We start from the raw sequence: 23,275 nt of genomic DNA, 5'->3' as shown, positions 1-23,275 counted from the left end.
CTAAATTTCCATTCAGAAAGGGAGAGAGAATATGGCGAAAATGTACTATAACGGTGATGCGAATGAGGCGTATTTTAACGGAAAGAGAGTGGCAGTTGTGGGGTATGGCTCACAGGGCCATGCACATGCGCAGAATCTCCGGGACAGCGGGGTTGAGGTTGTCGTTGGTTTAAGGCAAGGGAAGTCATGGGAGAAAGCGGAACAGGATGGCTTTGAGGTTAAAACAGTTGCAGAAGCTGTAGCGGCATCCGATGTAGTCATGATTCTTTTGCCTGATGAGAGACAGACCGCAGTGTACAAAAATGAGATTGAACCACAACTGACAGGCCAGGCGCTCATGTTCGCCCACGGCTTTAACGTTCATTTTAACCAGATTGTTCCGCCGGAAAGCTGTGATGTCTTGCTTGTCGCGCCAAAGGGGCCGGGCCATTTGGTCAGAAGGACTTATCAAGAAGGAGCAGGAGTGCCAGCGCTGTTCGCAATCCATCAGGATGTGTCAGGGACGGCAAGAGACCTTGCGCTGGCATACGCGAAAGCGATTGGCGCGTTGAGAGCGGGAGCGCTTGAAACAACCTTCAAAGAAGAAACTGAAACGGATCTATTCGGAGAACAGGCTGTGTTATGCGGCGGGCTGACCTCGCTCGTGAAAGCAGGCTTTGAAACACTCGTCGAGGCCGGCTACCAGCCGGAACTGGCTTATTTCGAAACGATGCATGAGCTGAAGCTGATTGTGGACCTGATGTATGAAGGCGGACTCGAAGGAATGCGCTATTCGATTTCTGACACTGCTCAATGGGGCGACTTTGTCAGCGGGCCAAGAGTGGTAAATGACCAGGTAAAAGAGGAAATGAAAAGAGTTCTGACCGACATCCAGGAAGGCACTTTCGCCAAAGGCTGGATTGCGGAAAATGAAAACAACAGACCGGTCTTTAATAGAATAAATGAAAAAGAAAACACCCACCAGATCGAAGAAGTGGGGAGGGAACTCAGAAAGATGATGCCGTTTGTCAACAAACAAAAGCAGAGAGAAGTGGCTGCCAGTGCGAAGAATTAACATTTTTGATACGACTTTGAGGGATGGGGAGCAGTCAGCAGGAGTCAATCTTAATTTTTCCGAAAAGCTGGAGATTGCCAGGCAATTAGAGAGGCTGAATGTTGACATAATTGAAGCTGGGTTCCCAGCCGCATCTAAAGGCGACTTTGCATCAGTAGCCGAAATTGCCCGCCAAATCAAAGGATGTTCGGTTACAGGACTGGCGAGATCGGTTTTAACAGATATCGATGCAGCATGGGAGGCATTGAGACATGGCGCAGAGCCGAGGCTTCACCTGTTCATCGCCACCTCACCAATCCACAGGGTCCACAAGCTAAAGCAGACAAAAGAAGAAGTTATTGAGACGGCGGTAAAAACCGTGAAATATGCGGCAGCCAAGTTCCCTGTCATTCAATGGTCTGCAGAGGATGCCTGCCGGACAGAGCTTGATTTCCTTGCTGAAATCGTAGAAGAGGTTATTAAAGCCGGTGCAAAGGTCATCAATATTCCTGACACTGTCGGTTATATTTCGCCGCAGGAGTATGGCCAAATATTCACTTACTTGCGAGAGCATGTTCCTTCTATTAGTAAGGTCGACCTTTCAGCACATTGTCATGATGACCTTGGAATGTCCATCGCCAATTCACTTGCAGCAGTATCTGCAGGCGCCACACAGGTTGAAGGAACAATCAATGGGATAGGTGAGAGGGCAGGAAACGCGGCGCTTGAGGAATTTGCTGTTGCGCTTCATATCCGCAAAGATTTTTACCAGGCGGAAACGGGATTGAACCTTAAGGAGATTAGCAGAACGAGCAGCCTTGTCAGCAAGCTGACTGGTATGGCGGTGCCGGCCAATAAAGCAGTGGTCGGAAGGAATGCTTTTGCCCATGAATCGGGAATCCACCAGGATGGCGTTTTGAAAGAAAAAACTACCTACGAAATCATTTCACCGGAACTTGTTGGGCTGCAGAATAACTCGATGGTTCTCGGAAAGCATTCTGGTCGCCACGCATTCCGCAACAGGCTGAATGAAATCGGGCTGACCGTGCCTGATCAGGATATCAATAAGTTATTCGCCGTTTTCAAGGAACTCGCAGACAGGAAAAAGGAAATGACGGATGACGATCTTGTGGCTATCATCCTGGAAGAGAAGCTGTCAAAAGATCAGCAATATTATCGTCTTGATTCCATTCAGGTTCAATATGGGACCAACCAGGTTCCTACCGCGACAGTTACCCTGTATGGCTGCCAAAATGAAAAGATTCAGGAAGCGTCCACAGGTTCTGGCAGTATTGAAGCTTTATATAATACGCTTGAAAATTGCATGAAAGAAAAAGCAAGTTTGCTAGATTACAGGATTCAATCTGTTGGAGCCGGCAGGGATGCCCTGGCCCAGGTATATGTAAAGCTGGATTTTGGCGGCGTCGAGACGAGTGGAAGAGGCCTTGCACAGGATGTCCTTGAGGCTTCAGCAAAAGCCTACCTAAATGCAGTCAATAGAGTTCTATATATGGAAGAAACAAAGAAAGTAGCAGTTAATGGTTAAAAAATATCATTAAGAAATCGGAGGCGAATGTAATGGAAAAAAGGATCGCAATCCTGCCAGGAGATGGCGTAGGCAAAGAAGTAAGCAGGGGGGCGGTTACAATCCTCCAGGCAGTAGCTGAGCTTTTTAACCATAAGTTTCATTTTACTTATGGAGAAATCGGCGGGGCAGCAATCGATGAATTCGGAACCCCGCTCCCGGAGCGCACACTCAATCTCTGTAAAGCTAGTGATGCTGTCCTGTTAGGAGCTGTGGGCGGTCCTAAGTGGGATCTGATGCCTGGACATATTCGCCCCGAAAAAGGCTTGTTGAAAATCCGAAAAGAGCTCGGGTTATATGCGAATGTCCGGCCGGTTCAATACTACTCCAGTATTTCCGGGATTTCACCGCTTCGCAAGGAAGTCGTTGAAGGTGTTGACATGGTAGTGGTCAGGGAATTGACCGGCGGGCTTTACTTTGGGAAACCGAGTGAAAGAAGTGTCCAGAAAGGCGAAGCTTCTGTAGTAGATACATTGTTTTACCAGAAAAACGAGATTGAGAGAGTCATCCGCTATGCATTTGAGTTGGCTGCCATGAGAAAAGGCAAGGTCACTTCTGTGGATAAAGCAAATGTTCTGGAATCGAGCCGAATGTGGCGCGAAACAGCAGAAGAGGTGGCGAAGGACTATCCTGATGTTCAACTTAACCATATGCTGGTCGATAATGCGGCGATGCAGCTAATCAAGAATCCGCGCCAGTTCGATGTGCTCGTCACAGAGAATATGTTTGGTGATATTTTAAGCGATGAAGCATCCGTGCTGACCGGCTCGCTTGGCATGCTGCCATCAGCCAGCGTTTCGGCTTCAGGGCCATATCTGTATGAGCCAATCCATGGATCTGCACCAGATATTGCTGGAATGAACGCGGCTAATCCAATCGCGATGATCCTGTCAGCTGCGATGATGCTGCGACTGTCCTTTGGCCTTGAAGAAGAAGCTGAGGCAATCGAGAATGCAGTAGAACAGGTGCTGGACGCTGGCAGCAGAACCCGCGACATTGCCTTGTTTGGCACACCGTTCTTAACAACTGAGGGAATGATTGAGGAAATCAAAGCCGCTCTGTTGGACAATGAAGCGATCCTGAATATCATGAGTGCTTATGCATAAGGTCTGAATCTATTTCATCGGCCGTTTTGAAAATCTCAAAAACTAACACTTAGCCAGGCAGGCGAGATAGAAGTGTTTATAAAAAAGGGGAGGGTACCATTGGGGAAAACAATCATCGAAAAAATTTGGGAGAAGCATGTTGTGCATCGGGAAGAAGGTAAACCAGACCTGGTATATATCGACCTTCATCTTGTCCATGAGGTAACCTCGCCGCAGGCTTTTTCAGGACTTAGGATGAAAAAAAGGTCTGTACGGAGACCGGATTTGACATTTGCGACGATGGACCACAATGTGCCTACGATCAACCGGAGTGAAATTAATGATCCTGTTGCGAAAAACCAGATGGATACTTTAAGGGATAATTGCCTTGAATTCGGCATTCCATTGGCTGATCTGGACAGTCCTGAACAGGGCATTGTCCATGTCATCGGACCTGAGCTAGGCTTGACACAGCCAGGGAAGATCATTGTGTGCGGAGACAGCCACACTTCGACGCACGGTGCCTTCGGAGCACTGGCATTCGGAATCGGCACAAGTGAGGTTGAGCATGTCCTCGCGACTCAAACACTCTGGCAAACGAAACCAAAAACCCTGAAAATCGAGGTGACAGACTGTCTGGCACCAGGCGTGAGCGCAAAAGATCTCATCCTATTCATTATCAGTAAGTATGGAGTCAATTTCGGTACGGGTTACGTCATCGAATTTTGCGGTGCTGCCATCAGGAAAATGTCGATGGAGGAAAGGATGACAATTTGCAATATGTCGATTGAAGGAGGGGCTAAGGCTTCCCTTGTTGCCCCAGATGATACAACCTTCGCTTATTTGAATGGAAGGAAATATGTTGCCCAGGGCGACGCCTTCCTCGATAAAATACTTGAATGGCAGCAGCTCTCTTCTGATGAAGATGCAGTGTATGACCATTCCATCGAGATTGAAGGCGATGCCATATCGCCGATGGTCAGCTGGGGCACGAACCCATCGATGACTGCTCCGGTCACGGACAGAGTGCCTTACCTAAATGAATGTGATACTGATACAGAAAAGAAGTCACTAGAAAGGGCATTATCATACATGGGGCTGGAGGAAGGTCAGCCAATCACAGATATTAATGTAACCAAGGTCTTCATTGGCTCCTGTACGAATTCAAGGATTGAGGATCTCAGGGCAGCCTCCGAGGTGATCAAAGGGAAAAAAGTCGCTCCTGGAGTCGAAGCAATTGTTGTGCCTGGTTCTCAGCAGGTCAAGAAAACTGCCGAGGCAGAAGGCATTGCCCAGGTATTTATAGAAGCGGGATTTGAATGGAGAGAATCCGGCTGCAGCATGTGCCTGAGTATGAATGCAGACATAGTGCCAGCCGGGGAACATTGTGCTTCCACTTCAAACCGCAACTTTGAGGGCAGACAGGGAGCCGGAGCGCGTACCCATCTAGTCAGTCCTGCAATGGCTGCTGCTGCGGCACTTCATGGGCATTTTGTAGATGTCAGGTCCATGGCTGGCATTACCGTTTAGTTTACCTTTTTTACCAAATATATGACGAAGGTGCAATTAATTAAGCTTCTGGTTCAATTAATCGTATGAATGGTGCAATTATCCGTTTTTACGTGCAAATATCCTCGTTGAGAAAGAGAAGAATTTTTCCAGCAAGAAATATAGCTGCAAAAATGACCCGAAACCGGTATATTTCGGGTCATTTCACTACCTAAAAGCAGAGTTTGCTTTGGGGGGGAATTATATAACTACCATTCTGCTGAATTTAGTTTTACAAAAATATATTTTTCGAGGAAAGGAGCCTGAAATGTCTAGTTTTACAGAAATGAAGGGAAAAGTCGCTGCCTTGGACCGGACAAATGTTGACACAGATCAGATCATTCCAAAGCAATTCCTGAAAAGAATCGAAAAAACAGGTTTTGGGCAGTACTTGTTTTACGACTGGCGCTATAAACCAAACGGAGAGCTGAATGACGACTTTGAGCTCAACGACCCGGATAACGAGGGGGCAAGTATTTTAATAGCGAATGAAAATTTCGGCTGCGGTTCATCCAGGGAGCACGCGCCATGGGCTTTGTTGGATTATGGGTTCAAGGTTTTAATCGCCCCGTCATTTGCTGATATTTTTAAACAGAATTGTCTGAAAAACGGAATCCTTCCGGTTGTTCTGCTAGAAAAAGACGTTTCATATTTGCTTAAGAAAGCAAGCGGGCAGGAATATGAACTGACCGTTTCACTAGAAGAGAAGAGAGTTTATGACGACCAGGGATTCGAGGCCAAATTTGATATCACTCCATATTGGTATAATATGCTCCTCAATGGCTGGGATGAGATCGAACTAACCCTTCAGCTCGAAGGAAGTATCAAAGTATTTGAAGGAAAGCATTTAGAAAAAATAATCTAATTTTAAAAAAATATGATTGATTCACAGGCACTGCTTGTGAATCTTTTTGTTTTTTCAGGGATTCGTGCTAAACTTTCTAAAAAAGCTGAACTCACGAAGTGCATTCAACGGAAATCAATAGAAAAAGTAAGGCGGTATGTTTATGGATAAACGGGAATCAAAAAAGGATAAAGTGGTCCTGTTTCCCGGTCTGGAAAAGCGTCTGTTGGAAAAGGGCCTGGATTATTTGAAACAGCAAAAGTACAGGGATGCGATTCAATTTCTCGAGCAGGCATTGGAACATGACCCTGAGAATAGTGATGTATACGTTGGCCTTGTGCTTGCTAATTATGAGGCAGGCAATACCAATCAGGCGAAGGAACTCGTGGCAGAGATGCTGCGGAGCGGGCTGGGTGATTACATACAAGTGATTGACATGTATTTAATGATTCTTGTCCAGTTGAATGAATATAATGAAGTCGTCACGACTATCGAAGCTCTTTTGGAAGAACGGGAAATTCCAGCAGACAAGCATGAGCATTTCATCACCATGCTTGAATTTGCCAGGAAGATGCTTAATGGCGAAACAGAAGTCGGGCCCATTGAGAGGTTTGAAGAGGAACCTGAAGAGGATGAGCTTAATCTGTTTGACTATAAGAACCCCAATGACCAGGTGATGGTTGCTGCGGGCCTCGCTAAGGTAAATATAAGACCTTATATAAAAAAAATAATGGAGTATGTCGCGTCAGAAGATGGCCATCCTTTCTTAAAAACAATGCTGCTTAATATATTGAAAGAACAAGAGTATGCTGAAGAATTACATGTATTCAAATTTGGCTGGACAGAATCGTTCAATCCTGCAAATTTACCGGAGCTGAGGGATTTTATTGAGAACAGTGGTGTGATCAAACTATTAAGCGATGAGATTGAAAGTGACGATCCTGTCTTATTCGAAAACGTCCAAAGGTTGGTCGAGCGTTATTTCTTTCTGATCTACCCATTTAAACTGCCAATCGGGCAGGTTTCGGCCTGGGCTGCTGCCTGCCATTTCATCGCTAATGAGTATTATGGATTTGAAGATCAACTAGAGTCATTTGCTGGAATATACGACAGCCAGGTTGAGGAGACAGAACAGGTTCTGGACTTTATCCGGAAGCTAGAAGAAATTTCTTACCCGATAATATAGTTCAAGCTGTTGAAACGAAATAAACCTGTGTTATAATGTAGTGGTTGTATTATGTAAAAATCATTCTATTTTACATTTAATCTGGAATATTGCTTGGTAAACAAGGGTATTCATCGTCGAATGAAAATGACAATAGATAATTGTTGGAGGGAACTGTATGTCTGCAAAGGTAGAAAAAAGAGAAGGGAACCAAACGGTTCTAACAATTGAATTAGATGCAGAAAAGGTCAACCAAGGTCTTGACGCTGCATTCAAGAAAGTCGTTAAGCAAATTAACGTACCAGGATTCCGTAAAGGAAAAATGCCTCGCCAAATGTTCGAAAAGCGTTTCGGCGTAGAGTCTTTATATCAGGATGCAATTGATATCCTTCTTCCAGAAGCATATGCAAATGCAATCGAAGAAACTGGAATCGAACCAGTTGACCGCCCGGAAATCGATGTAGAACAAATCGAAAAGGGCAAGAGCTTGATCATCAAGGCAACTGTAACAGTTAAGCCTGAAGTGAAGCTTGGCGAGTACAAAGGACTTGAAGTAGAAGCATTCGACACAAACGTATCAGATGAAGAAGTAGAAAACGAATTGAAAGCAATGCAGGAAAAGCAGGCTGAGCTTGTTGTTAAAGAAGAAGGCACTGCTGAAAATGGCGACAGTGTTGTCATCGATTTCGAAGGATTCGTTGATGGCGAAGCTTTCGAAGGCGGCAAAGCTGAAAACTACGCACTTGAACTTGGTTCAGGTTCTTTCATCCCAGGCTTTGAAGAACAGCTAGTTGGATTAGCTACTGGCGAAGAAAAAGATGTAGAGGTTACTTTCCCTGAAGAGTACCATGCAGCTGAACTTGCTGGTAAGCCTGCAACTTTCAAAGTGAAAGTTCACGAAATCAAAGGAAAAGAACTTCCAGCTCTAGATGATGAGTTCGCTAAAGATGCTGATGAAGAAGTTGAAACTTTAGAAGAGCTTAAGACAAAGATCAAAGATCGTCTTGCTCATGACAAAGCACACCAAAAAGAACACTTCGAACGTGACACTGTTGTAGAAAAAGCAGCAGCTAACGCTGAAATCGAAGTTCCTGAATCCATGATCGACACTGAAATCGACCGCATGGTAAATGAGTTCGAACAACGCTTGCAAATGCAAGGCATGAACCTTGACCTATACTACCAGTTCTCAGGTCAAGACGAAGCTGCTCTTCGCGAACAAATGAAAGAAGAAGCTGCTACACGCGTACGTGTGAACCTTACTCTTGAAGCAATCGCAAAAGCTGAAAACATCGAAGTTACTGATGAAGAAGTAAGTGCAGAGCTTCAAAAGATGTCTGAAATGTACAATATGACTGCTGACCAAATCCAAGCAGCACTAGGCGGAAGCCTTGACGGAATCAAAGGCGACCTTCAATTGAAAAAAGCAGTTGATTTCCTTGTAGAAAACAGTAAGACTGTTGCATAATAAGAGAAAAGCGGAGGCGACTGCTTAACTCCGACAAGCGCTGGAGGGCCTGCCAGTGAAGTCGTTCTTTGACTTCATTGGCAGGACCGAAATAGAAAAGTATAGCCGACTGTCCAGGAACGCAGAAACTGGAGACTCCGACAAAGAAGCGCTTTTTGCTTCTGCCGGCGGAGTTGAAGTTTCGGAGTTTCTAGGAGGCAACACTAGACAAGCGTCTCGAGGAGTTAGGAGCCGCAGCTAGACATTTCTCAAAGTGAATTTTATACTTAGTATATAATATAGAGACAAGGCGCGAGTAAATCGTGCCTTGTTTTCTACAATTAACACCAATATACATACATAATTTTTTTAGCAATTTCATATAAGTCGATTTAACGGCTTGATTTATGGAAAAGATGAATTAGTACATATTTTTTCGATTCATAAGCGCGAAACTGAAATGGCTGAGGGTTATCATTTCCTGTCACCTGGCAAAATGTGATACAATGCAATACATACCTGCTCGAAAGCAGCAGAAAAAACTGTTACTTAACTTATCGTTTGCTTATGAATCGCAGCTTTATATATGTTTAGAAGTTCTCAAGGGGTGAAGGCATTGTTCAAATTTAATGATGAAAAAGGACAGCTTAAATGTTCTTTCTGCGGCAAGACGCAGGATCAAGTCCGCAAATTGGTAGCAGGGCCAGGCGTCTATATCTGTGACGAGTGTATTGAATTATGCACAGAAATCGTTGAAGAAGAACTTGGCACTGAAGAAGAAGTTGAGTTTAAGGATGTTCCTAAACCACTGGAAATCCGCGATATTCTTAATGAGTATGTAATTGGTCAGGACCAGGCTAAGAAGAACTTATCTGTAGCCGTTTACAATCACTATAAGCGTATCAACTCAAACAGCAAGATTGATGATGTTGAACTATCAAAAAGTAATATTGCGATGATCGGGCCTACAGGGAGCGGTAAAACTTTGCTTGCTCAAACATTAGCCCGTATTCTCAATGTTCCTTTCGCAATCGCGGATGCAACATCACTGACTGAAGCAGGTTATGTTGGTGAAGATGTTGAAAACATCCTTTTGAAATTGATCCAATCAGCTGATTACGATGTAGAAAAGGCTGAAAAAGGAATCATTTATATCGATGAAATCGATAAGATCGCTAGAAAATCCGAAAACCCTTCTATTACTAGAGATGTTTCCGGTGAAGGTGTGCAGCAGGCGCTCCTGAAAATTCTTGAAGGAACAGTTGCAAGTGTACCGCCACAAGGTGGACGAAAGCATCCGCACCAAGAATTCATCCAGATCGATACGACGAATATCCTGTTCATTTGCGGCGGAGCATTCGACGGTATTGAGCAAATCATTAAGCGTCGCCTCGGCCAGAAAGTAATCGGCTTTGGCTCTGAAAAGAAAGAGGAAGACTTAGACAAGAAGGAATTGTTGTCAAAAGTCCTACCTGAAGATTTACTTAAATTCGGGTTAATCCCTGAATTCATCGGCCGTCTTCCGGTAATTGCCAGCCTGACTCCGCTTGATGAAGAAGCGCTAGTCGAAATCTTGACAAAACCGAAGAACGCTCTTGTAAAACAGTATCAAAAAATGCTAAACCTAGATGACGTCGAGCTTGAATTTGAAGACGGTGCACTCATTGAAATTGCCAAAAAGGCAATTGAACGCAAGACAGGTGCCCGCGGACTTCGTTCAATCATCGAAGGCATCATGTTGGATGTCATGTTCGACCTTCCATCCCGTGAAGATATCGTAAAGTGTATCATCACAAAGGAAACAGTCGAAAACAACATGCCGCCAAAGCTAGTGCTAGAGGACGGAACAGTCCTTAAAGACGAAAGAAATTCAGCATAATACACAAAATCCCGGTGATTATTCACCGGGTATTTTTTTAGTTTAACCGCTCTCTCTTTGTAATCAATATTCCTATCTAACTTCAGAGGGTTTTGTGCTATACGGGGAACCTGTCAAAAGTAAGGGCAACTTCGGACAGGTTTGGTGTTGGAAGAGGAAAAGCTGTCAGAAGTAAGGGCAACTTCGGACAGGTTTGGTGTTGAAAGAGGAAAAGCTGCCAGAAGTAAGGGCAACTTCGGACAGGTTTGGTGTTGTTAGAGGAAAAGCTGTCAGAAGTAAGGGCAACTTCAGACAGGTTCACCGGTAAAAGAAGAAAAGCTGTCAGAACCAGAAAATGCTATATTCATTTTGACGAAACACTCTTTAATCCTGCCATACTAAGGTCTCTCCGGGTGGAAAAATTCACTTGAAAATATTGTTTATTCCAACACTCTCAGGGAGATACTAGGTTAAAGCCAATAGTATCAACTTACGGGAGGGAATGTAAATTGAGTTGGACAGGAATCGCCTTGTTTATACAGCTGTTTTTCGGAATCATCATCGGGCTGTATTTCTGGAATTTACTCAGGAATCAGCGGACGCAAAAAGTATCAATTGATCGGGAATCCCGAAAGGAAATGGAACAGTTAAGAAAGATGAGATCGGTCTCCCTGAGTGAACCGCTTGCCGAAAAAGTCAGGCCATCCAGCTTCAAGGATATTGTCGGACAGGAAGATGGAATCAAGGCACTTAAAGCAGCGTTATGTGGACCCAATCCGCAGCATGTCATCATTTATGGGCCACCGGGAGTAGGAAAAACTGCCGCGGCAAGGCTCGTATTAGAAGAAGCGAAGCAAAACCAAAAATCCCCCTTCAAAAAATCTTCAGTATTTGTTGAGCTGGATGCTACAACGGCCAGGTTTGATGAGCGAGGAATTGCTGACCCATTGATCGGTTCCGTTCATGATCCGATTTATCAAGGGGCAGGTGCAATGGGACAGGCCGGCATTCCTCAGCCGAAACAGGGTGCTGTGACCAATGCACATGGAGGAGTTTTATTCATTGATGAAATTGGTGAGCTGCACCCAATCCAGATGAACAAGCTTTTAAAAGTACTGGAAGACAGGAAAGTATTTTTAGAGAGTGCGTATTATAATGAGGAAAATACGCAAATCCCAAGCCATATCCACGACATCTTCAAAAATGGGCTCCCGGCAGACTTCCGCCTTGTAGGCGCGACGACGAGAACTCCAAGCGAGATCCCTCCGGCAATCAGATCGAGATGCATGGAAGTGTTTTTCCGTGAGCTATCACAGGAGGAAATTTCTGAAGTAGCAAGGAATGCAGCTGAAAAAGTAGAACTGAATATGAGTGAAAAAGCGATTGAAATCTTGTCAAATTATGCACGAAATGGACGTGAAGCCGTTAATATGGTGCAGATAGCTGCAGGATTGGCAATTACTGACGAACGAACCTACATTAAAGAAGAGGAAATTGAATGGGTAGTCCATTCGAGCCAGCTCACACCAAGGATGGAAAGAAGGATCAATGAAAAGTCAGCAATCGGTCTTGTCAATGGATTGGCTGTGTATGGGCCCAATACGGGTGCGCTTCTTGAAATCGAAGTTACTGTAATTAAAGCAAAGGATAAAGGCTCAATCAATATCACTGGCATCGTCGATGAAGAAAGCATCGGCGGACAGGGAAAATCCATACGCAGAAAGAGCATGGCAAGAGGTTCAATTGAAAATGTCATCACTGTTCTAAGATCGATGGGTGTTCCAGCTGATGAATTCGACATCCATGTCAACTTCCCAGGCGGTACCCCAATCGATGGTCCATCTGCCGGAATCGCAATGGCAACGGGAATTTATTCAGCAATCTATAAAATCCCGATGGACCATACAGTTGCAATGACAGGAGAAATTAGCATCCATGGGAATGTAAAGCCGATTGGCGGTGTCTATCCAAAAGTGAAGGCAGCGAAAAAAGCAGGTGCCAAAAAGGTAATCATTCCGCAGGAAAATGTGCAGACCATCCTTAATGAAATCACAGATATAGAAATCATTCCAGTCACACACCTGAATGAAGTGTTTGAAATTGCTCTTGAAAAAGATCATCCGAGGGAGCAAATCATCAAGGCTGCCAGTGACTTAACGGCAAAAGAGACGAGCTAGAATGATAAAGAGAACGCTTGCCGGCGTTCTTTTTTTACGCTGTTTTGCTGCTGTTTCACCTAAAGTTAACCAAACAGTAAAAGGGGTTTATTTTTCCCTAAAAAAGGAAAGAGGGTGTATTGAAGGTACCCGGGCTGAAATTGCTATTTTCCCAAAAAAAAAGCTTATGTTTGGTTTTGAAAGTAACTTCAGATGTGGACATATTTTCACATGAATATCAGGATACTAATCAATGAGGCAAAACGGTGCTAACTGCTCTTGTTATTAGACACTTGAAAATAAATACGATAGAATTGAACAACAAAGTATTATTATACTTATGGTTTGATACAATGCATGTTGGAGGTGCAATGTCATGGCGAATAAGAATGAGCACACTGTCCCACTTCTGCCGCTGCGCGGTTTGCTTGTGTACCCGACGATGGTTCTGCATTTGGATGTAGGACGAGAAAAATCGGTACAGGCATTGGAGAAGGCAATGGTGGATGACCATTTAATCTATCTTACAACCCAAAAGGATATATCCATAGATGAACCAGGCGAGGAGGATTTGTACCAGATGGGTACTTTGACTCGCGTCAAACAAATGCTGAAGCTTCCGAACGGAACGATCCGCGTGTTGGTTGAAGGATTGTCCAGAGCTGAAATCATTGAACTTTTTGATGAGAATGACCATTATTCCTGTAAAGTAAGAACCTTTGAAGATGATGAATCAAAGGATGTCGAAGATGAAGCATTAATGAGGACAATGCTTGAGTATTTCGAACAATACATAAAAATGTCCAAGAAAATTTCTGCGGAAACGTATGCATCTGTTTCTGATATTGAAGAGCCGGGCAGGATGGCTGATATCATCGCTTCCCATCTACCGCTAAAGCTTAAAGAGAAGCAGGAAATTCTCGAGACGATTGACATCAAAGACCGGATGAATCGTGTAATTGAAATCATCCATAATGAAAAAGAAGTGCTGGGCCTCGAGAAAAAGATCGGACAGCGTGTAAAGCGTTCCATGGAGCGAACTCAGAAAGAATATTATTTGCGTGAACAGATGAAGGCCATCCAGAAGGAGCTTGGAGAGAAGGAAGGAAAGACAGGAGAAATTGCTGAGCTTACTGAAAAAATCGAGCTTGCTGGAATGCCTGAAAATGTGAAGGAAACTGCTTTGAAGGAACTCGACCGTTACGAGAAAGTGCCGACTACTTCTGCAGAAAGCGCAGTGATCCGGAATTATATTGAATGGCTTGTTGCTTTGCCGTGGTCAAAGTCGACAGAGGATGATCTTGATATCAGCAAAGCCGAAAAGATCCTTGATAAGGACCATTACGGACTGGAAAAAGTTAAGGAAAGAGTTCTTGAGTATCTTGCGGTCCAGAAGCTTACGAACTCATTAAAAGGACCAATCCTGTGTCTGGCTGGACCTCCGGGAGTCGGTAAAACGAGCTTGGCCAGGTCGATCGCTAAATCCCTGAACCGTAACTTTGTAAGGGTGTCTTTAGGCGGTGTCCGTGATGAGTCAGAAATTCGCGGCCACAGAAGGACTTATGTCGGTGCTATGCCGGGAAGAGTCATCCAGGGGATGAAAAAGGCAGGAACGATTAACCCTGTTTTCCTACTTGATGAGATCGATAAAATGTCAAATGATTTCCGCGGAGATCCTTCTTCTGCGATGCTAGAGGTGCTCGATCCCGAACAAAACCATAATTTCAGCGATCATTACATTGAAGAGCCATATGACCTTTCAAAAGTAATGTTCATCGCTACAGCCAATAATCTTTCAACTGTACCTGGCCCGTTGCTCGACAGAATGGAAATCATCAATATTGCAGGCTATACTGAGCAGGAAAAGCTGCACATTGCCAAGGACCATCTCCTTCCAAGACAAATCAAGGACCATGGTCTGTCAAAATCACAGCTTCAGATGAAGGATGAAGCGATTACGAAGGTAATTCGTTATTATACACGGGAATCTGGTGTGCGCTCCCTCGAGAGGCAGCTTGCATCCATCTGCAGGAAAACAGCGAAAATCGTTGTTTCTGGAGAGAAAAAACGTGTAATCGTTAGTGATAAGAACGTCGAGGACTTCCTTGGAAAGACTAAGTTCAGGTATGGGCAGGCTGAGTTGGAAGACCAGATAGGCGTTGCCACTGGTCTCGCTTATACAACAGTCGGTGGCGATACCCTCCAAATTGAAGTTTCCCTGTCACCGGGAAAAGGCAAGCTCGTCCTTACTGGTAAGCTTGGGGATGTCATGAAGGAATCTGCCCAGGCTGCCTTCAGCTATGTGCGTTCAAAGGCAAAGGATCTGGACATTGATCCGGACTTTCATGAGAAGAATGATATCCATATCCATGTTCCTGAGGGTGCTGTACCGAAAGATGGTCCTTCAGCGGGTATTACGATTGCAACTGCACTTGTATCCGCTTTGTCAGGAAAACCGATCCGCAGGGAAGTCGGAATGACCGGAGAAATAACGCTTAGAGGACGCGTATTGCCAATTGGCGGTCTCAAAGAGAAATCTCTGAGCGCCCACAGAGCAGGCCTAACCAAGGTTATTTGTCCAAAAGATAATGAAAAAGATATTGATGATATTCCAGAAAGTGTACGTAAGGAGCTTGAATTTGTGTTAGTTTCTCATTTAGATGAAGTATTGAAACACGCTCTCGCCAGCGGTGATTCTCAATGAAAGTAAATAGTGCAGAAATCGTGATCAGTGCCGTAAGGCCGAATCAATATCCGGAAAGTAATCTGCCGGAATTCGCCCTTGCTGGCCGATCGAATGTTGGTAAATCTTCTTTTATCAATAAAATGCTTAACCGGAAAAGCCTTGCCAGGACATCCTCGAAGCCAGGAAAGACTCAGACTTTGAATTTTTACCTGATCAATGAAATGCTTCATTTTGTAGATGTTCCGGGTTACGGTTACGCTAAAGTTTCAAAATCCGAACGTGAAGCCTGGGGCAAGATGATTGAAACTTATATTACCTCACGCGAACAATTGAAGGCGATGCTGCTGATCGTTGACCTGAGGCACCCGCCTTCAAAAGACGATGTGATGATGTATGATTTCCTCAAACATTACGAGATTCCGGTCATCATTATCGCAACTAAAGCGGATAAAATTCCAAAGTCAAAGTGGCAAAAGCATTTAAAGATTACAAAAGAAACCCTTGATTTAGACCCGAACGACACGATCATTCTTTTCTCATCAGAAACAGGAGAAGGGAAAGACAAAGCCTGGTCAGTATTAGGAAGTTTCATGAAATAATCGTTTATAATAAGAAACCCGCACCGTTGACAATCACGGTGCGGGTTTCTTAATACTTTATTAAGTATTTACTCTTTGAACCAAGATTAGTGTCTCGCTCCTGCGCCTGGCCAGTTTTGTTATTTCTTTTTAATGAATAACAGGTAAACACCAATAAGGATCAATGCTGCCGGCCAAAATCTCCATGCCGTCGCGACTCCATTTTCCAATAAACCAAGCCATCCAGTGATTCTGTCATAAAACAGAAGCAACCCTGCTAATATGAGAAAGAGGACTCCATGAAACAAGCCATTGCCTGTTTTTTGATAGCGGAGCAAGAAGCCGAGAGCAATGATTAAAATAAATGCACCAAGGTGATCGGGCCATAGGTCGAATCTATTGACCACATGAAAGTGGACACCGAAGCCAACGAGGATCACACCAGGAAAGATGGCTTCATAATCCTTGCCCCAGTATCCTTGAACTAAAAAGGCAGCCCCGACAATGATCAAGAGTGTCGGCCACGTATAAAATTCATTGAACAACGAAACATTTTCCTGCTGAAGATAAAAATAGATTCCAAATCCGATTAATATCATTCCTGGTATAATTCTCTGATTTTTCATTCTTTCACCACTTCCAGAAAGGCTCACTTGAATTAAGGGACAAACTTTGATAAGGTACATTAGGGAGTATGTTTATTTGCTTTTGATATAGTATAAAAGTATAACAAACAGACGGGAAAAATAGTTCAATTTATTTAATGCTATTATATATATGTTTTTTCAACAGTTGTTCACATTTACAACGTTAAAAGGAAAAAAACTTCATGTATAATTGCTTTAGCCAATTATGCAATTTCTATGTTGGGGGTGTCAATTAATAATGCATATTATCGTTGTCGGACTAAACTATAAAACTGCCCCTGTCGAAATCCGCGAAAGATTGACATTCAACGAGGGAAACCTTGGTGAAGCGATGAGTGCCCTTCAGGAAAAGAAGAGCATCCTTGAGAATGTCATCGTATCAACTTGCAACCGTACAGAAATATATGCTGTCGTGGACCAGCTTCACACAGGCAGATATTATATCAAAGAGTTTTTATCTGAATGGTTCGGGATCCCTCAGGCAGAATTTACGCCGTTCCTGTTCATTTACGAACAAGATGGGGCAATTGAACATTTATTCAAGGTTTCTTGCGGCTTGAACTCCATGGTGCTGGGTGAAACACAAATCCTTGGGCAAGTGCGTTCAAGCTTCATGCTTGGCCTTGAAAAGAACACTACTGGAACGGTCTTCAACCAGTTATTTAAGCAGGCAGTCACTATTGCCAAGCGTGGCCATTCCGAAACAGATATCGGTGCGAACGCTGTTTCTGTCAGCTACGCAGCTGTTGAACTTGCCAAGAAGATTTTCGGCTCTCTTGATCAAAAGCATGTGCTGATTCTTGGTGCAGGCAAGATGGGCGAGCTGGCGATCCAGAACCTTCATGCAAATGGTGCAAAGAAGGTAACGGTCATCAACCGGACTTACCAGAAAGCTGAAGATTTGGCTAATCGTTTTTCCGGCATGGCCAAAACTTTGGATGAACTCCAGACTGCGCTGGTGGATGCAGATATCCTTATCAGTTCAACAGGTGCGAAGGACTTTGTCGTCACAAAGGATATGATGGCAAAGGTCGAACAAAAGCGAAAAGGAAAACCATTATTCATGGTGGATATCGCTGTTCCCCGTGATCTTGATCCGGAAATTGCGACTCTGGAAAATGTATTCCTTTATGATATCGATGATCTAGAGGGCATTGTTGAAGCTAATCTGCAGGAACGACAGAAGGCAGCAGAGAAGATTCTTATCATGATTGAAGGTGAGATTGTCCAATTCAAACAGTGGCTGAATACACTTGGTGTTGTACCGGTCATTTCTGCTTTGAGGGTCAAAGCCCTATCAATCCAGCAAGAAACGATGAACAGTATCGAACGGAAACTGCCTCATCTATCTGATCGTGATATTAAAGTCCTTAACAAGCATACAAAGAGCATCATCAACCAGCTCCTGAAGGATCCAATTTTGCAGGCGAAAGAGCTTGCGGATGGGCCTGATGCAGATGAAGCACTGAATCTATTCGTGAAGATTTTCAATATTGAACAGCTCGTCGCTGAACAAGAAGGAATGAAAACGGCTGAAACCAAGCAGGTAAAAGTTCCTTCGCCTCAGGCTTCTTTTCAGCCGTAAGAGAGGTAGTGTCCATGGGTGATCTTTATATTACACGTCTCCATGAAATAACCATTGTGATTTATGCGGCAAGCGTGCTCTTATACTTTATCGATTTTCTTAACAGTAACCGGAGGGCAAACAAAGTTGCTTTCTGGTTACTTGCATTTGTTTGGGTATTCCAGACAATTTTCCTGTTATATTACATGGTCGACAAAGGCCGTTTCCCAGTCCTGACCCTCTTTGAAGGGCTTTACTTTTATGCGTGGGTACTGGTAACGCTGTCGCTGGCGATCAATAAACTATTAAAAGTAGATTTTATTGTCTTTTTTACAAATATCCTTGGATTCATAATTATGGCGATCCATACTTTTGCACCGGTGCAGTATGACTCCAATGTCATGTCCGAGCAGCTGATATCAGAGCTTTTGCTCATCCATATCACCATGGCGATCCTGTCATATGGGGCATTCTCTATCTCAGTGGTCTTTTCGCTTCTTTATCTCATTCAATATGACCTTTTAAAGCGGAAAAAGTGGGGTAAGCTGTTATGGAGGATCACGGATTTAACGAAACTTGATTATTGGTCATACATATTGAATGTCATCGGAGTGCCGATGCTGATCCTGAGCCTCATCCTCGGTCTTCAATGGGCATGGATAAAAGTACCTGACCTTGCCTGGTATGATGCCAAGTTGATAGGTTCATTCATCGTACTCGCAGTATATAGCATTTACCTTTATTTAAGGGTTGGAAAAGAAATGTATGGAAGATCACTTGCCCTATGGAATGTTGCATCGTTCCTGATTGTATTAATTAATTTTTTCCTTTTCGGAAAATTATCGTCTTTCCATTTTTGGTATCAATAATTAGGAGGCTGTCATGAGAAAAATTATCGTTGGCTCCAGACGGAGTAAGCTAGCATTGACACAAACAAATTGGGTAATTGAGCAGCTGAAGAAATTAGGTGCTCCTTTTGAGTTTGAAGTAAAGGAAATCGTCACAAAAGGAGACAAAATCCTTGATGTGACTTTATCAAAGGTCGGAGGAAAAGGTCTTTTCGTAAAAGAAATCGAACAGGCTATGCTCGACAAAGAAATTGATATGGCTGTCCATAGCATGAAGGATATGCCTGCAGTACTTCCAGAGGGGCTTGTCATCGGGTCTATCCCAGAGAGAGAAGATCACCGTGATGTGCTTATTTCCAACGATCATATACCTTTTAAAGAATTAAAACCGGGCTCAGTAATCGGAACAAGCAGCCTTCGCAGGAGCGCGCAGCTTTTGGCTCAGCGTCCTGATCTTGAAATGAAGTGGATACGCGGAAATATTGATACACGGATCGCTAAACTTGAAACTGAAGACTATGATGGTATTATCCTTGCTGCTGCCGGTTTGAAGCGCATGGGATGGGCTAGTGATACAGTAACCGAGTTCATAGATGAGGATATTTGTGTCCCTGCTGTCGGCCAGGGAGCACTTTCGATTGAGTGCCGCGGCGATGACGAAGAGCTTCTACAGCTGCTTGAAAAATTCACTTGCGCTGAAACAAGTGCTACAGTAAGAGCCGAAAGAGCTTTCCTTCACAAGATGGAAGGCGGCTGCCAGGTGCCGATTGCAGGGTATGCAAATCTCAATGACAAGGAAGAAATCGTGCTCACTGTCCTAGTCGGCTCGCCGGATGGAAAGACAATCTTCAAGGAGCAGGTTACAGGCACAAATCCTGAGGAGCTGGGAGAGCTAGCTGCTGAGAAGCTGATCAGTCAGGGAGCGAAAGACTTGATCGACAAGGTAAAACAGGAGCTTGATAGTGAATGATTCCAGCGCATTCGCTGCAAAATAAAACAGTCATGATTCCAAGGGGGAAGGCTCACGCGAAGTCTTTCTCCGATTTGGTTAAAAGAAATGGAGGGATTCCCGTGGAAATCCCTCTTATTGCCTTTCAGCCGGTTACAGCTTCAAAAAAACTACATAATACACTTGCAAATTTACATAACTACGATTGGATCATTTTTACGAGCAATGTGACTGTGGAAACATTCTATTCTTTTATCAAAAAGGGTCGGACTCTTCTGCCGAAAATAGCCGTGATTGGCGAAAAAACGAAAGAAATCCTGGAAGATATGGGAGAAAATGTAGACTTCGTTCCGGCAGAATATGTTGCCGAAGGATTCATTGAGGAGTTCCTCCCTCATGTTAATCAGGGGGACAGAATCCTGATTCCAAAAGGGAACCTGGCCAGGGATTATATCTCAGCCGCTTTGAAGGAAAAGGGAGCGATCGTTGAAGAAATCATCATCTATGAAACTTACCTGCCTGAAGAAAGCAGGGGCAAGCTCGTTAAGATGCTAACCGAAGAAAGTCTTGATATACTTACTTTTACAAGCCCTTCTACGATTGATCATTTTATGAAAATCGTAGAAGAACAAAATTTAAGAGGCAAGCTTGAGCATTGCATCGTTGCCTGCATCGGTCCTGTCTCAAAAAGGAAGGCAGAGCAATGGAGATTGAATGTCCATGCCGTGCCTGAAAAGTACACTGTTGAAGAAATGCTGAAAAGCATTGCCAAGTTTATAAATATTGGAGGGTAATCCATGAAACACCTTGAATTCAGCCGCCACCGCCGTCTTCGTCAGACAGCGAATATGCGCGCGCTTGTACGAGAAAACTATCTTCGCACTGAAGACTTGATCTATCCGCTTTTTGTCGTTGAAGGAGAAAATGTAAAAAAAGAAGTTTCTTCAATGCCAGGAGTCTATCAATTATCCCTTGATAATCTAAAAGAAGAAATCACTGAAGTGGAATCTCTGGGCATTAAATCTGTGCTGCTTTTCGGTGTTCCGAACGAAAAAGATGAAGTAGGCTGTCAGGCGTATCATGACCATGGAATTTTGCAGGAAGCAATCCGCGTCATCAAAAAAGATTTTCCTGATTTGGTTGTCATCGCCGATACTTGCCTTTGTGAATATACAAGCCATGGCCACTGCGGCGTAATTGAGGATGGCAAAGTACTTAACGACCCTTCTCTTGAACTATTAGGAAAGACGGCTGTCAGCCAGGCACAAGCAGGCGCTGATATCATTGCTCCATCAAACATGATGGACGGATTTGTTACAGCGATTCGTTTTGCTTTGGATGAAGCAGGGTTCCATGATGTACCAATTATGTCCTATGCGGTTAAATATTCGTCAGCATTTTACGGTCCATTCCGCGAAGCAGCAGAAAGCACGCCGCAGTTCGGTGACCGCAAATCCTATCAGATGGATCCAGCAAACCGCATCGAAGCTATGCGCGAAGCAGAGTCAGATGTCATGGAAGGCGCAGACTTCCTGATCGTAAAACCGGGCATGCCATACCTGGACATCGTCCGCGATGTGAAAAACAACTTCAACCTGCCTGTTGTCATCTATAATGTCAGCGGTGAGTACTCAATGGTCAAAGCAGCAGCCCAAAACGGCTGGGTTGACGAAAAGAGCATCGTCATGGAAATGCTGACAGGTATGAAGCGCGCTGGGTCTGACCTGATCATCACCTACCATGCGAAGGATGCAGCACGCTGGCTTAAAGAACTGTAAGGATTGAAAAAGGCTCTGCTTTTCTACAGAGCCAATCAAATAGAAATGAGGGATAATATGCGCTCATATGATAAATCGATTGCAGCTTTTAAAGAAGCAAAAGAACTATTGCCTGGAGGAGTAAACAGCCCCGTCCGCGCATTCAAGTCAGTCAATATGGATCCGTTCTTCATGGAAAAAGGGAAGGGTTCAAAAATCTATGATATCGATGGCAATGAATATATTGACTATGTATTATCATGGGGACCGCTGATCCTAGGCCACACAAACGAGAAGGTCGTTGAGGGAATCAAGAAGGTAGCTGAACTTGGGACAAGCTTTGGTGCGCCGACAGTTGTCGAGAACGAGCTTGCACAATTGGTCATTGACCGTGTGCCATCAATTGAGATGGTAAGAATGGTATCTTCGGGAACTGAGGCAACGATGAGTGCCTTGCGCCTTGCTCGAGGGTATACAGGCAGAAGCAAAATCCTTAAATTTGAAGGCTGCTACCATGGACATGGTGACTCATTGCTTATAAAAGCAGGTTCAGGCGTCGCCACGCTTGGATTGCCTGACAGCCCAGGTGTTCCTGAGGGAGTTGCTAAGAACACGATTACGGTCCCTTACAACGATCTTGAGAGCCTCCGTTACGCATTCGAACAGTATGGTGATGATATTGCCGGCGTCATCGTCGAACCAGTAGCCGGGAATATGGGTGTAGTGCCACCAGTAGAAGGTTTCCTTGAAGGCTTGCGCGAAATTACTACACAGTATGGCAGTGTCTTGATCTTTGATGAAGTCATGACAGGCTTCCGCGTAGGGTATAACTGTGCGCAGGGATATTACAATGTAACTCCTGACCTTACTTGCCTTGGCAAGGTAATAGGCGGAGGACTTCCAGTAGGCGCATACGGGGGTAAAAGAGAGATCATGGAACAAATCGCTCCAAGCGGTCCGATTTACCAGGCGGGAACGCTATCAGGCAACCCGCTGGCGATGACAGCTGGCCTGGAAACATTGAAGCAGCTAACACCGGAATCATACAAAGAGTTTGAGCGAAAAGCTGATATTCTTGAAAAAGGTCTGAAGGCAGCGGCTGAGAAATACGGGATCCCTCACACAATCAACCGCGCAGGATCAATGATTGGCATCTTCTTCACAAATGAAAATGTCATCAACTATGAAGTCGCCAAACAATCGAATCTAGAATTCTTTGCAGCCTACTACCGTGAAATGGCGAACGAAGGAGTATTCCTGCCTCCATCACAGTTTGAAGGGTTATTCCTATCAACAGCACACACAGATGAAGATCTGCAAAAAACAATTGAAGCAGCTGAGAAAGCATTTGCGAAGCTGCAGAGTTAATAATTGGTGTCGCACTCTCCGTTTTGGGGAGTGTTTTTTTGTTTTTGGTAACTAAGATTATTGGTTGCGGAAACAGGACAAGTTAGTGCGTATTGGTACTTGTGTGAAGTGCCTTACGTTCGGACAAGACCCCGATGCCTTCAGCAGATTTGTCTGA

The 23,275-nt window shown here is 44.2% G+C and carries 20 protein-coding genes; 19 read left to right on the top strand and 1 reads right to left on the bottom strand.

From position 1 onward, the window contains the following. Window positions 1-31: 31 nt before the first annotated feature. From ilvC to yihA, 13 genes are all read left to right on the top strand, one after another. Window positions 32-1,054 (top strand): ketol-acid reductoisomerase, encoded by a 1,023-nt coding sequence (ilvC, locus tag TY49_RS01105; RefSeq protein WP_041964062.1) that lies wholly within the window; start codon window positions 32-34, stop codon window positions 1,052-1,054. Next, window positions 1,041-2,579 (top strand): 2-isopropylmalate synthase, encoded by a 1,539-nt coding sequence (locus TY49_RS01100; protein WP_041964061.1) that lies wholly within the window; start codon window positions 1,041-1,043, stop codon window positions 2,577-2,579. Before ilvC ends, TY49_RS01100 begins: the two co-directional genes overlap by 14 nt. Before the next feature lie 32 nt (window positions 2,580-2,611). Further along, window positions 2,612-3,724 (top strand): 3-isopropylmalate dehydrogenase, encoded by a 1,113-nt coding sequence (gene leuB / locus TY49_RS01095; protein WP_041964060.1) that lies wholly within the window; start codon window positions 2,612-2,614, stop codon window positions 3,722-3,724. Window positions 3,725-3,823: 99 nt separating this feature from the next. Beyond that, the gene (leuC, locus tag TY49_RS01090; protein ID WP_041964059.1) at window positions 3,824-5,233 is read left to right on the top strand and encodes a 3-isopropylmalate dehydratase large subunit; all 1,410 of its coding nucleotides are present in this window, start codon (window positions 3,824-3,826) and stop codon (window positions 5,231-5,233) included. Window positions 5,234-5,519: 286 nt separating this feature from the next. Beyond that, window positions 5,520-6,116, top strand: coding sequence for a 3-isopropylmalate dehydratase small subunit (leuD, locus tag TY49_RS01085; RefSeq protein WP_041964058.1), 597 nt, complete (start codon window positions 5,520-5,522; stop codon window positions 6,114-6,116). A 142-nt stretch (window positions 6,117-6,258) separates the two neighbouring features. Continuing rightward, on the top strand, window positions 6,259-7,281 hold the full coding sequence (locus TY49_RS01080; protein WP_041964057.1) for a tetratricopeptide repeat protein: 1,023 nt from the start codon (window positions 6,259-6,261) through the stop codon (window positions 7,279-7,281). A 157-nt stretch (window positions 7,282-7,438) separates the two neighbouring features. Then, window positions 7,439-8,728, top strand: coding sequence for a trigger factor (gene tig / locus TY49_RS01075; protein ID WP_041964056.1), 1,290 nt, complete (start codon window positions 7,439-7,441; stop codon window positions 8,726-8,728). Between the two features lie 55 nt (window positions 8,729-8,783). Next, on the top strand, window positions 8,784-8,969 hold the full coding sequence (locus TY49_RS01070) for a hypothetical protein (RefSeq protein ID WP_041964055.1): 186 nt from the start codon (window positions 8,784-8,786) through the stop codon (window positions 8,967-8,969). Between the two features lie 354 nt (window positions 8,970-9,323). Beyond that, on the top strand, window positions 9,324-10,586 hold the full coding sequence (gene clpX, locus TY49_RS01065) for an ATP-dependent protease ATP-binding subunit ClpX (RefSeq protein WP_041964054.1): 1,263 nt from the start codon (window positions 9,324-9,326) through the stop codon (window positions 10,584-10,586). 488 nt (window positions 10,587-11,074) lie between these two features. Then, window positions 11,075-12,742: an ATP-dependent protease LonB gene (lonB, locus tag TY49_RS01060; protein ID WP_041964053.1), complete on the top strand. Its 1,668-nt coding sequence runs from the start codon at window positions 11,075-11,077 to the stop codon at window positions 12,740-12,742. 1 nt (window position 12,743) lies between these two features. Further along, the gene (locus TY49_RS01055; RefSeq protein ID WP_041964052.1) at window positions 12,744-12,956 is read left to right on the top strand and encodes a hypothetical protein; all 213 of its coding nucleotides are present in this window, start codon (window positions 12,744-12,746) and stop codon (window positions 12,954-12,956) included. A 141-nt stretch (window positions 12,957-13,097) separates the two neighbouring features. Continuing rightward, the gene (gene lon, locus TY49_RS01050; RefSeq protein ID WP_041964051.1) at window positions 13,098-15,425 is read left to right on the top strand and encodes an endopeptidase La; all 2,328 of its coding nucleotides are present in this window, start codon (window positions 13,098-13,100) and stop codon (window positions 15,423-15,425) included. Continuing rightward, complete coding sequence (gene yihA / locus TY49_RS01045) at window positions 15,422-16,006, top strand: ribosome biogenesis GTP-binding protein YihA/YsxC (RefSeq protein ID WP_041964050.1); 585 nt, start codon at window positions 15,422-15,424, stop codon at window positions 16,004-16,006. The genes lon and yihA overlap by 4 nt, the downstream gene beginning before the upstream one ends. A 119-nt stretch (window positions 16,007-16,125) precedes the next feature. On the opposite strand, the gene TY49_RS01040 is transcribed toward yihA, so the two are convergent. Then, entirely contained in the window at window positions 16,126-16,611 is a 486-nt protein-coding gene (locus TY49_RS01040; RefSeq protein ID WP_041964049.1) for a LiaI-LiaF-like domain-containing protein, read from the bottom strand. A gap of 259 nt (window positions 16,612-16,870) precedes the next feature. Here TY49_RS01040 and hemA point away from each other — a divergent pair, with 259 nt between their 5' ends. The 6 genes from hemA to hemL are packed head-to-tail and all read left to right on the top strand — an operon-like array spanning window position 16,871 to window position 23,118. Continuing rightward, the gene (gene hemA, locus TY49_RS01035) at window positions 16,871-18,217 is read left to right on the top strand and encodes a glutamyl-tRNA reductase (RefSeq protein WP_041964048.1); all 1,347 of its coding nucleotides are present in this window, start codon (window positions 16,871-16,873) and stop codon (window positions 18,215-18,217) included. Between the two features lie 14 nt (window positions 18,218-18,231). Then, window positions 18,232-19,065, top strand: coding sequence for a cytochrome C assembly family protein (locus TY49_RS01030; RefSeq protein WP_041964047.1), 834 nt, complete (start codon window positions 18,232-18,234; stop codon window positions 19,063-19,065). A gap of 13 nt (window positions 19,066-19,078) precedes the next feature. After that, on the top strand, window positions 19,079-20,014 hold the full coding sequence (gene hemC, locus TY49_RS01025; protein ID WP_041964046.1) for a hydroxymethylbilane synthase: 936 nt from the start codon (window positions 19,079-19,081) through the stop codon (window positions 20,012-20,014). Then, on the top strand, window positions 20,011-20,787 hold the full coding sequence (locus TY49_RS01020) for a uroporphyrinogen-III synthase (RefSeq protein ID WP_041964045.1): 777 nt from the start codon (window positions 20,011-20,013) through the stop codon (window positions 20,785-20,787). Before hemC ends, TY49_RS01020 begins: the two co-directional genes overlap by 4 nt. A 3-nt stretch (window positions 20,788-20,790) precedes the next feature. Further along, window positions 20,791-21,771, top strand: coding sequence for a porphobilinogen synthase (gene hemB / locus TY49_RS01015; RefSeq protein WP_041964044.1), 981 nt, complete (start codon window positions 20,791-20,793; stop codon window positions 21,769-21,771). A gap of 57 nt (window positions 21,772-21,828) precedes the next feature. Beyond that, the gene (gene hemL, locus TY49_RS01010; protein WP_041964043.1) at window positions 21,829-23,118 is read left to right on the top strand and encodes a glutamate-1-semialdehyde 2,1-aminomutase; all 1,290 of its coding nucleotides are present in this window, start codon (window positions 21,829-21,831) and stop codon (window positions 23,116-23,118) included. The last annotated feature ends 157 nt before the right edge of the window (window positions 23,119-23,275 follow it).

This window comes from Mesobacillus selenatarsenatis SF-1, from assembly GCF_000813125.1.
GTDB lineage: Bacteria > Bacillota > Bacilli > Bacillales > Cytobacillaceae > Mesobacillus > Mesobacillus selenatarsenatis.
Note: the sequence above shows the minus strand (reverse complement) of the source record. Positions and strands in the feature narration are given on the sequence as shown.

Bases quoted from the DNA above. Each gene is read 5' to 3' on its own strand.
- ilvC (WP_041964062.1), top strand. From the start codon at position 32: ATGGCGAAAATGTACTATAACGGTGATGCGAATGAGGCGTATTTTAAC.
- leuB (WP_041964060.1), top strand. From the start codon at position 2,612: ATGGAAAAAAGGATCGCAATCCTGCCAGGAGATGGCGTAGGCAAAGAA.
- leuD (WP_041964058.1), top strand. From the start codon at position 5,520: ATGTCTAGTTTTACAGAAATGAAGGGAAAAGTCGCTGCCTTGGACCGG.
- TY49_RS01080 (WP_041964057.1), top strand. From the start codon at position 6,259: ATGGATAAACGGGAATCAAAAAAGGATAAAGTGGTCCTGTTTCCCGGT.
- tig (WP_041964056.1), top strand. From the start codon at position 7,439: ATGTCTGCAAAGGTAGAAAAAAGAGAAGGGAACCAAACGGTTCTAACA.
- TY49_RS01055 (WP_041964052.1), top strand. From the start codon at position 12,744: ATGATAAAGAGAACGCTTGCCGGCGTTCTTTTTTTACGCTGTTTTGCT.
- lon (WP_041964051.1), top strand. From the start codon at position 13,098: ATGGCGAATAAGAATGAGCACACTGTCCCACTTCTGCCGCTGCGCGGT.
- yihA (WP_041964050.1), top strand. From the start codon at position 15,422: ATGAAAGTAAATAGTGCAGAAATCGTGATCAGTGCCGTAAGGCCGAAT.
- TY49_RS01040 (WP_041964049.1), bottom strand. From the start codon at position 16,611: ATGAAAAATCAGAGAATTATACCAGGAATGATATTAATCGGATTTGGA.
- hemA (WP_041964048.1), top strand. From the start codon at position 16,871: ATGCATATTATCGTTGTCGGACTAAACTATAAAACTGCCCCTGTCGAA.
- TY49_RS01030 (WP_041964047.1), top strand. From the start codon at position 18,232: ATGGGTGATCTTTATATTACACGTCTCCATGAAATAACCATTGTGATT.
- hemC (WP_041964046.1), top strand. From the start codon at position 19,079: ATGAGAAAAATTATCGTTGGCTCCAGACGGAGTAAGCTAGCATTGACA.
- TY49_RS01020 (WP_041964045.1), top strand. From the start codon at position 20,011: ATGATTCCAGCGCATTCGCTGCAAAATAAAACAGTCATGATTCCAAGG.
- hemB (WP_041964044.1), top strand. From the start codon at position 20,791: ATGAAACACCTTGAATTCAGCCGCCACCGCCGTCTTCGTCAGACAGCG.
- hemL (WP_041964043.1), top strand. From the start codon at position 21,829: ATGCGCTCATATGATAAATCGATTGCAGCTTTTAAAGAAGCAAAAGAA.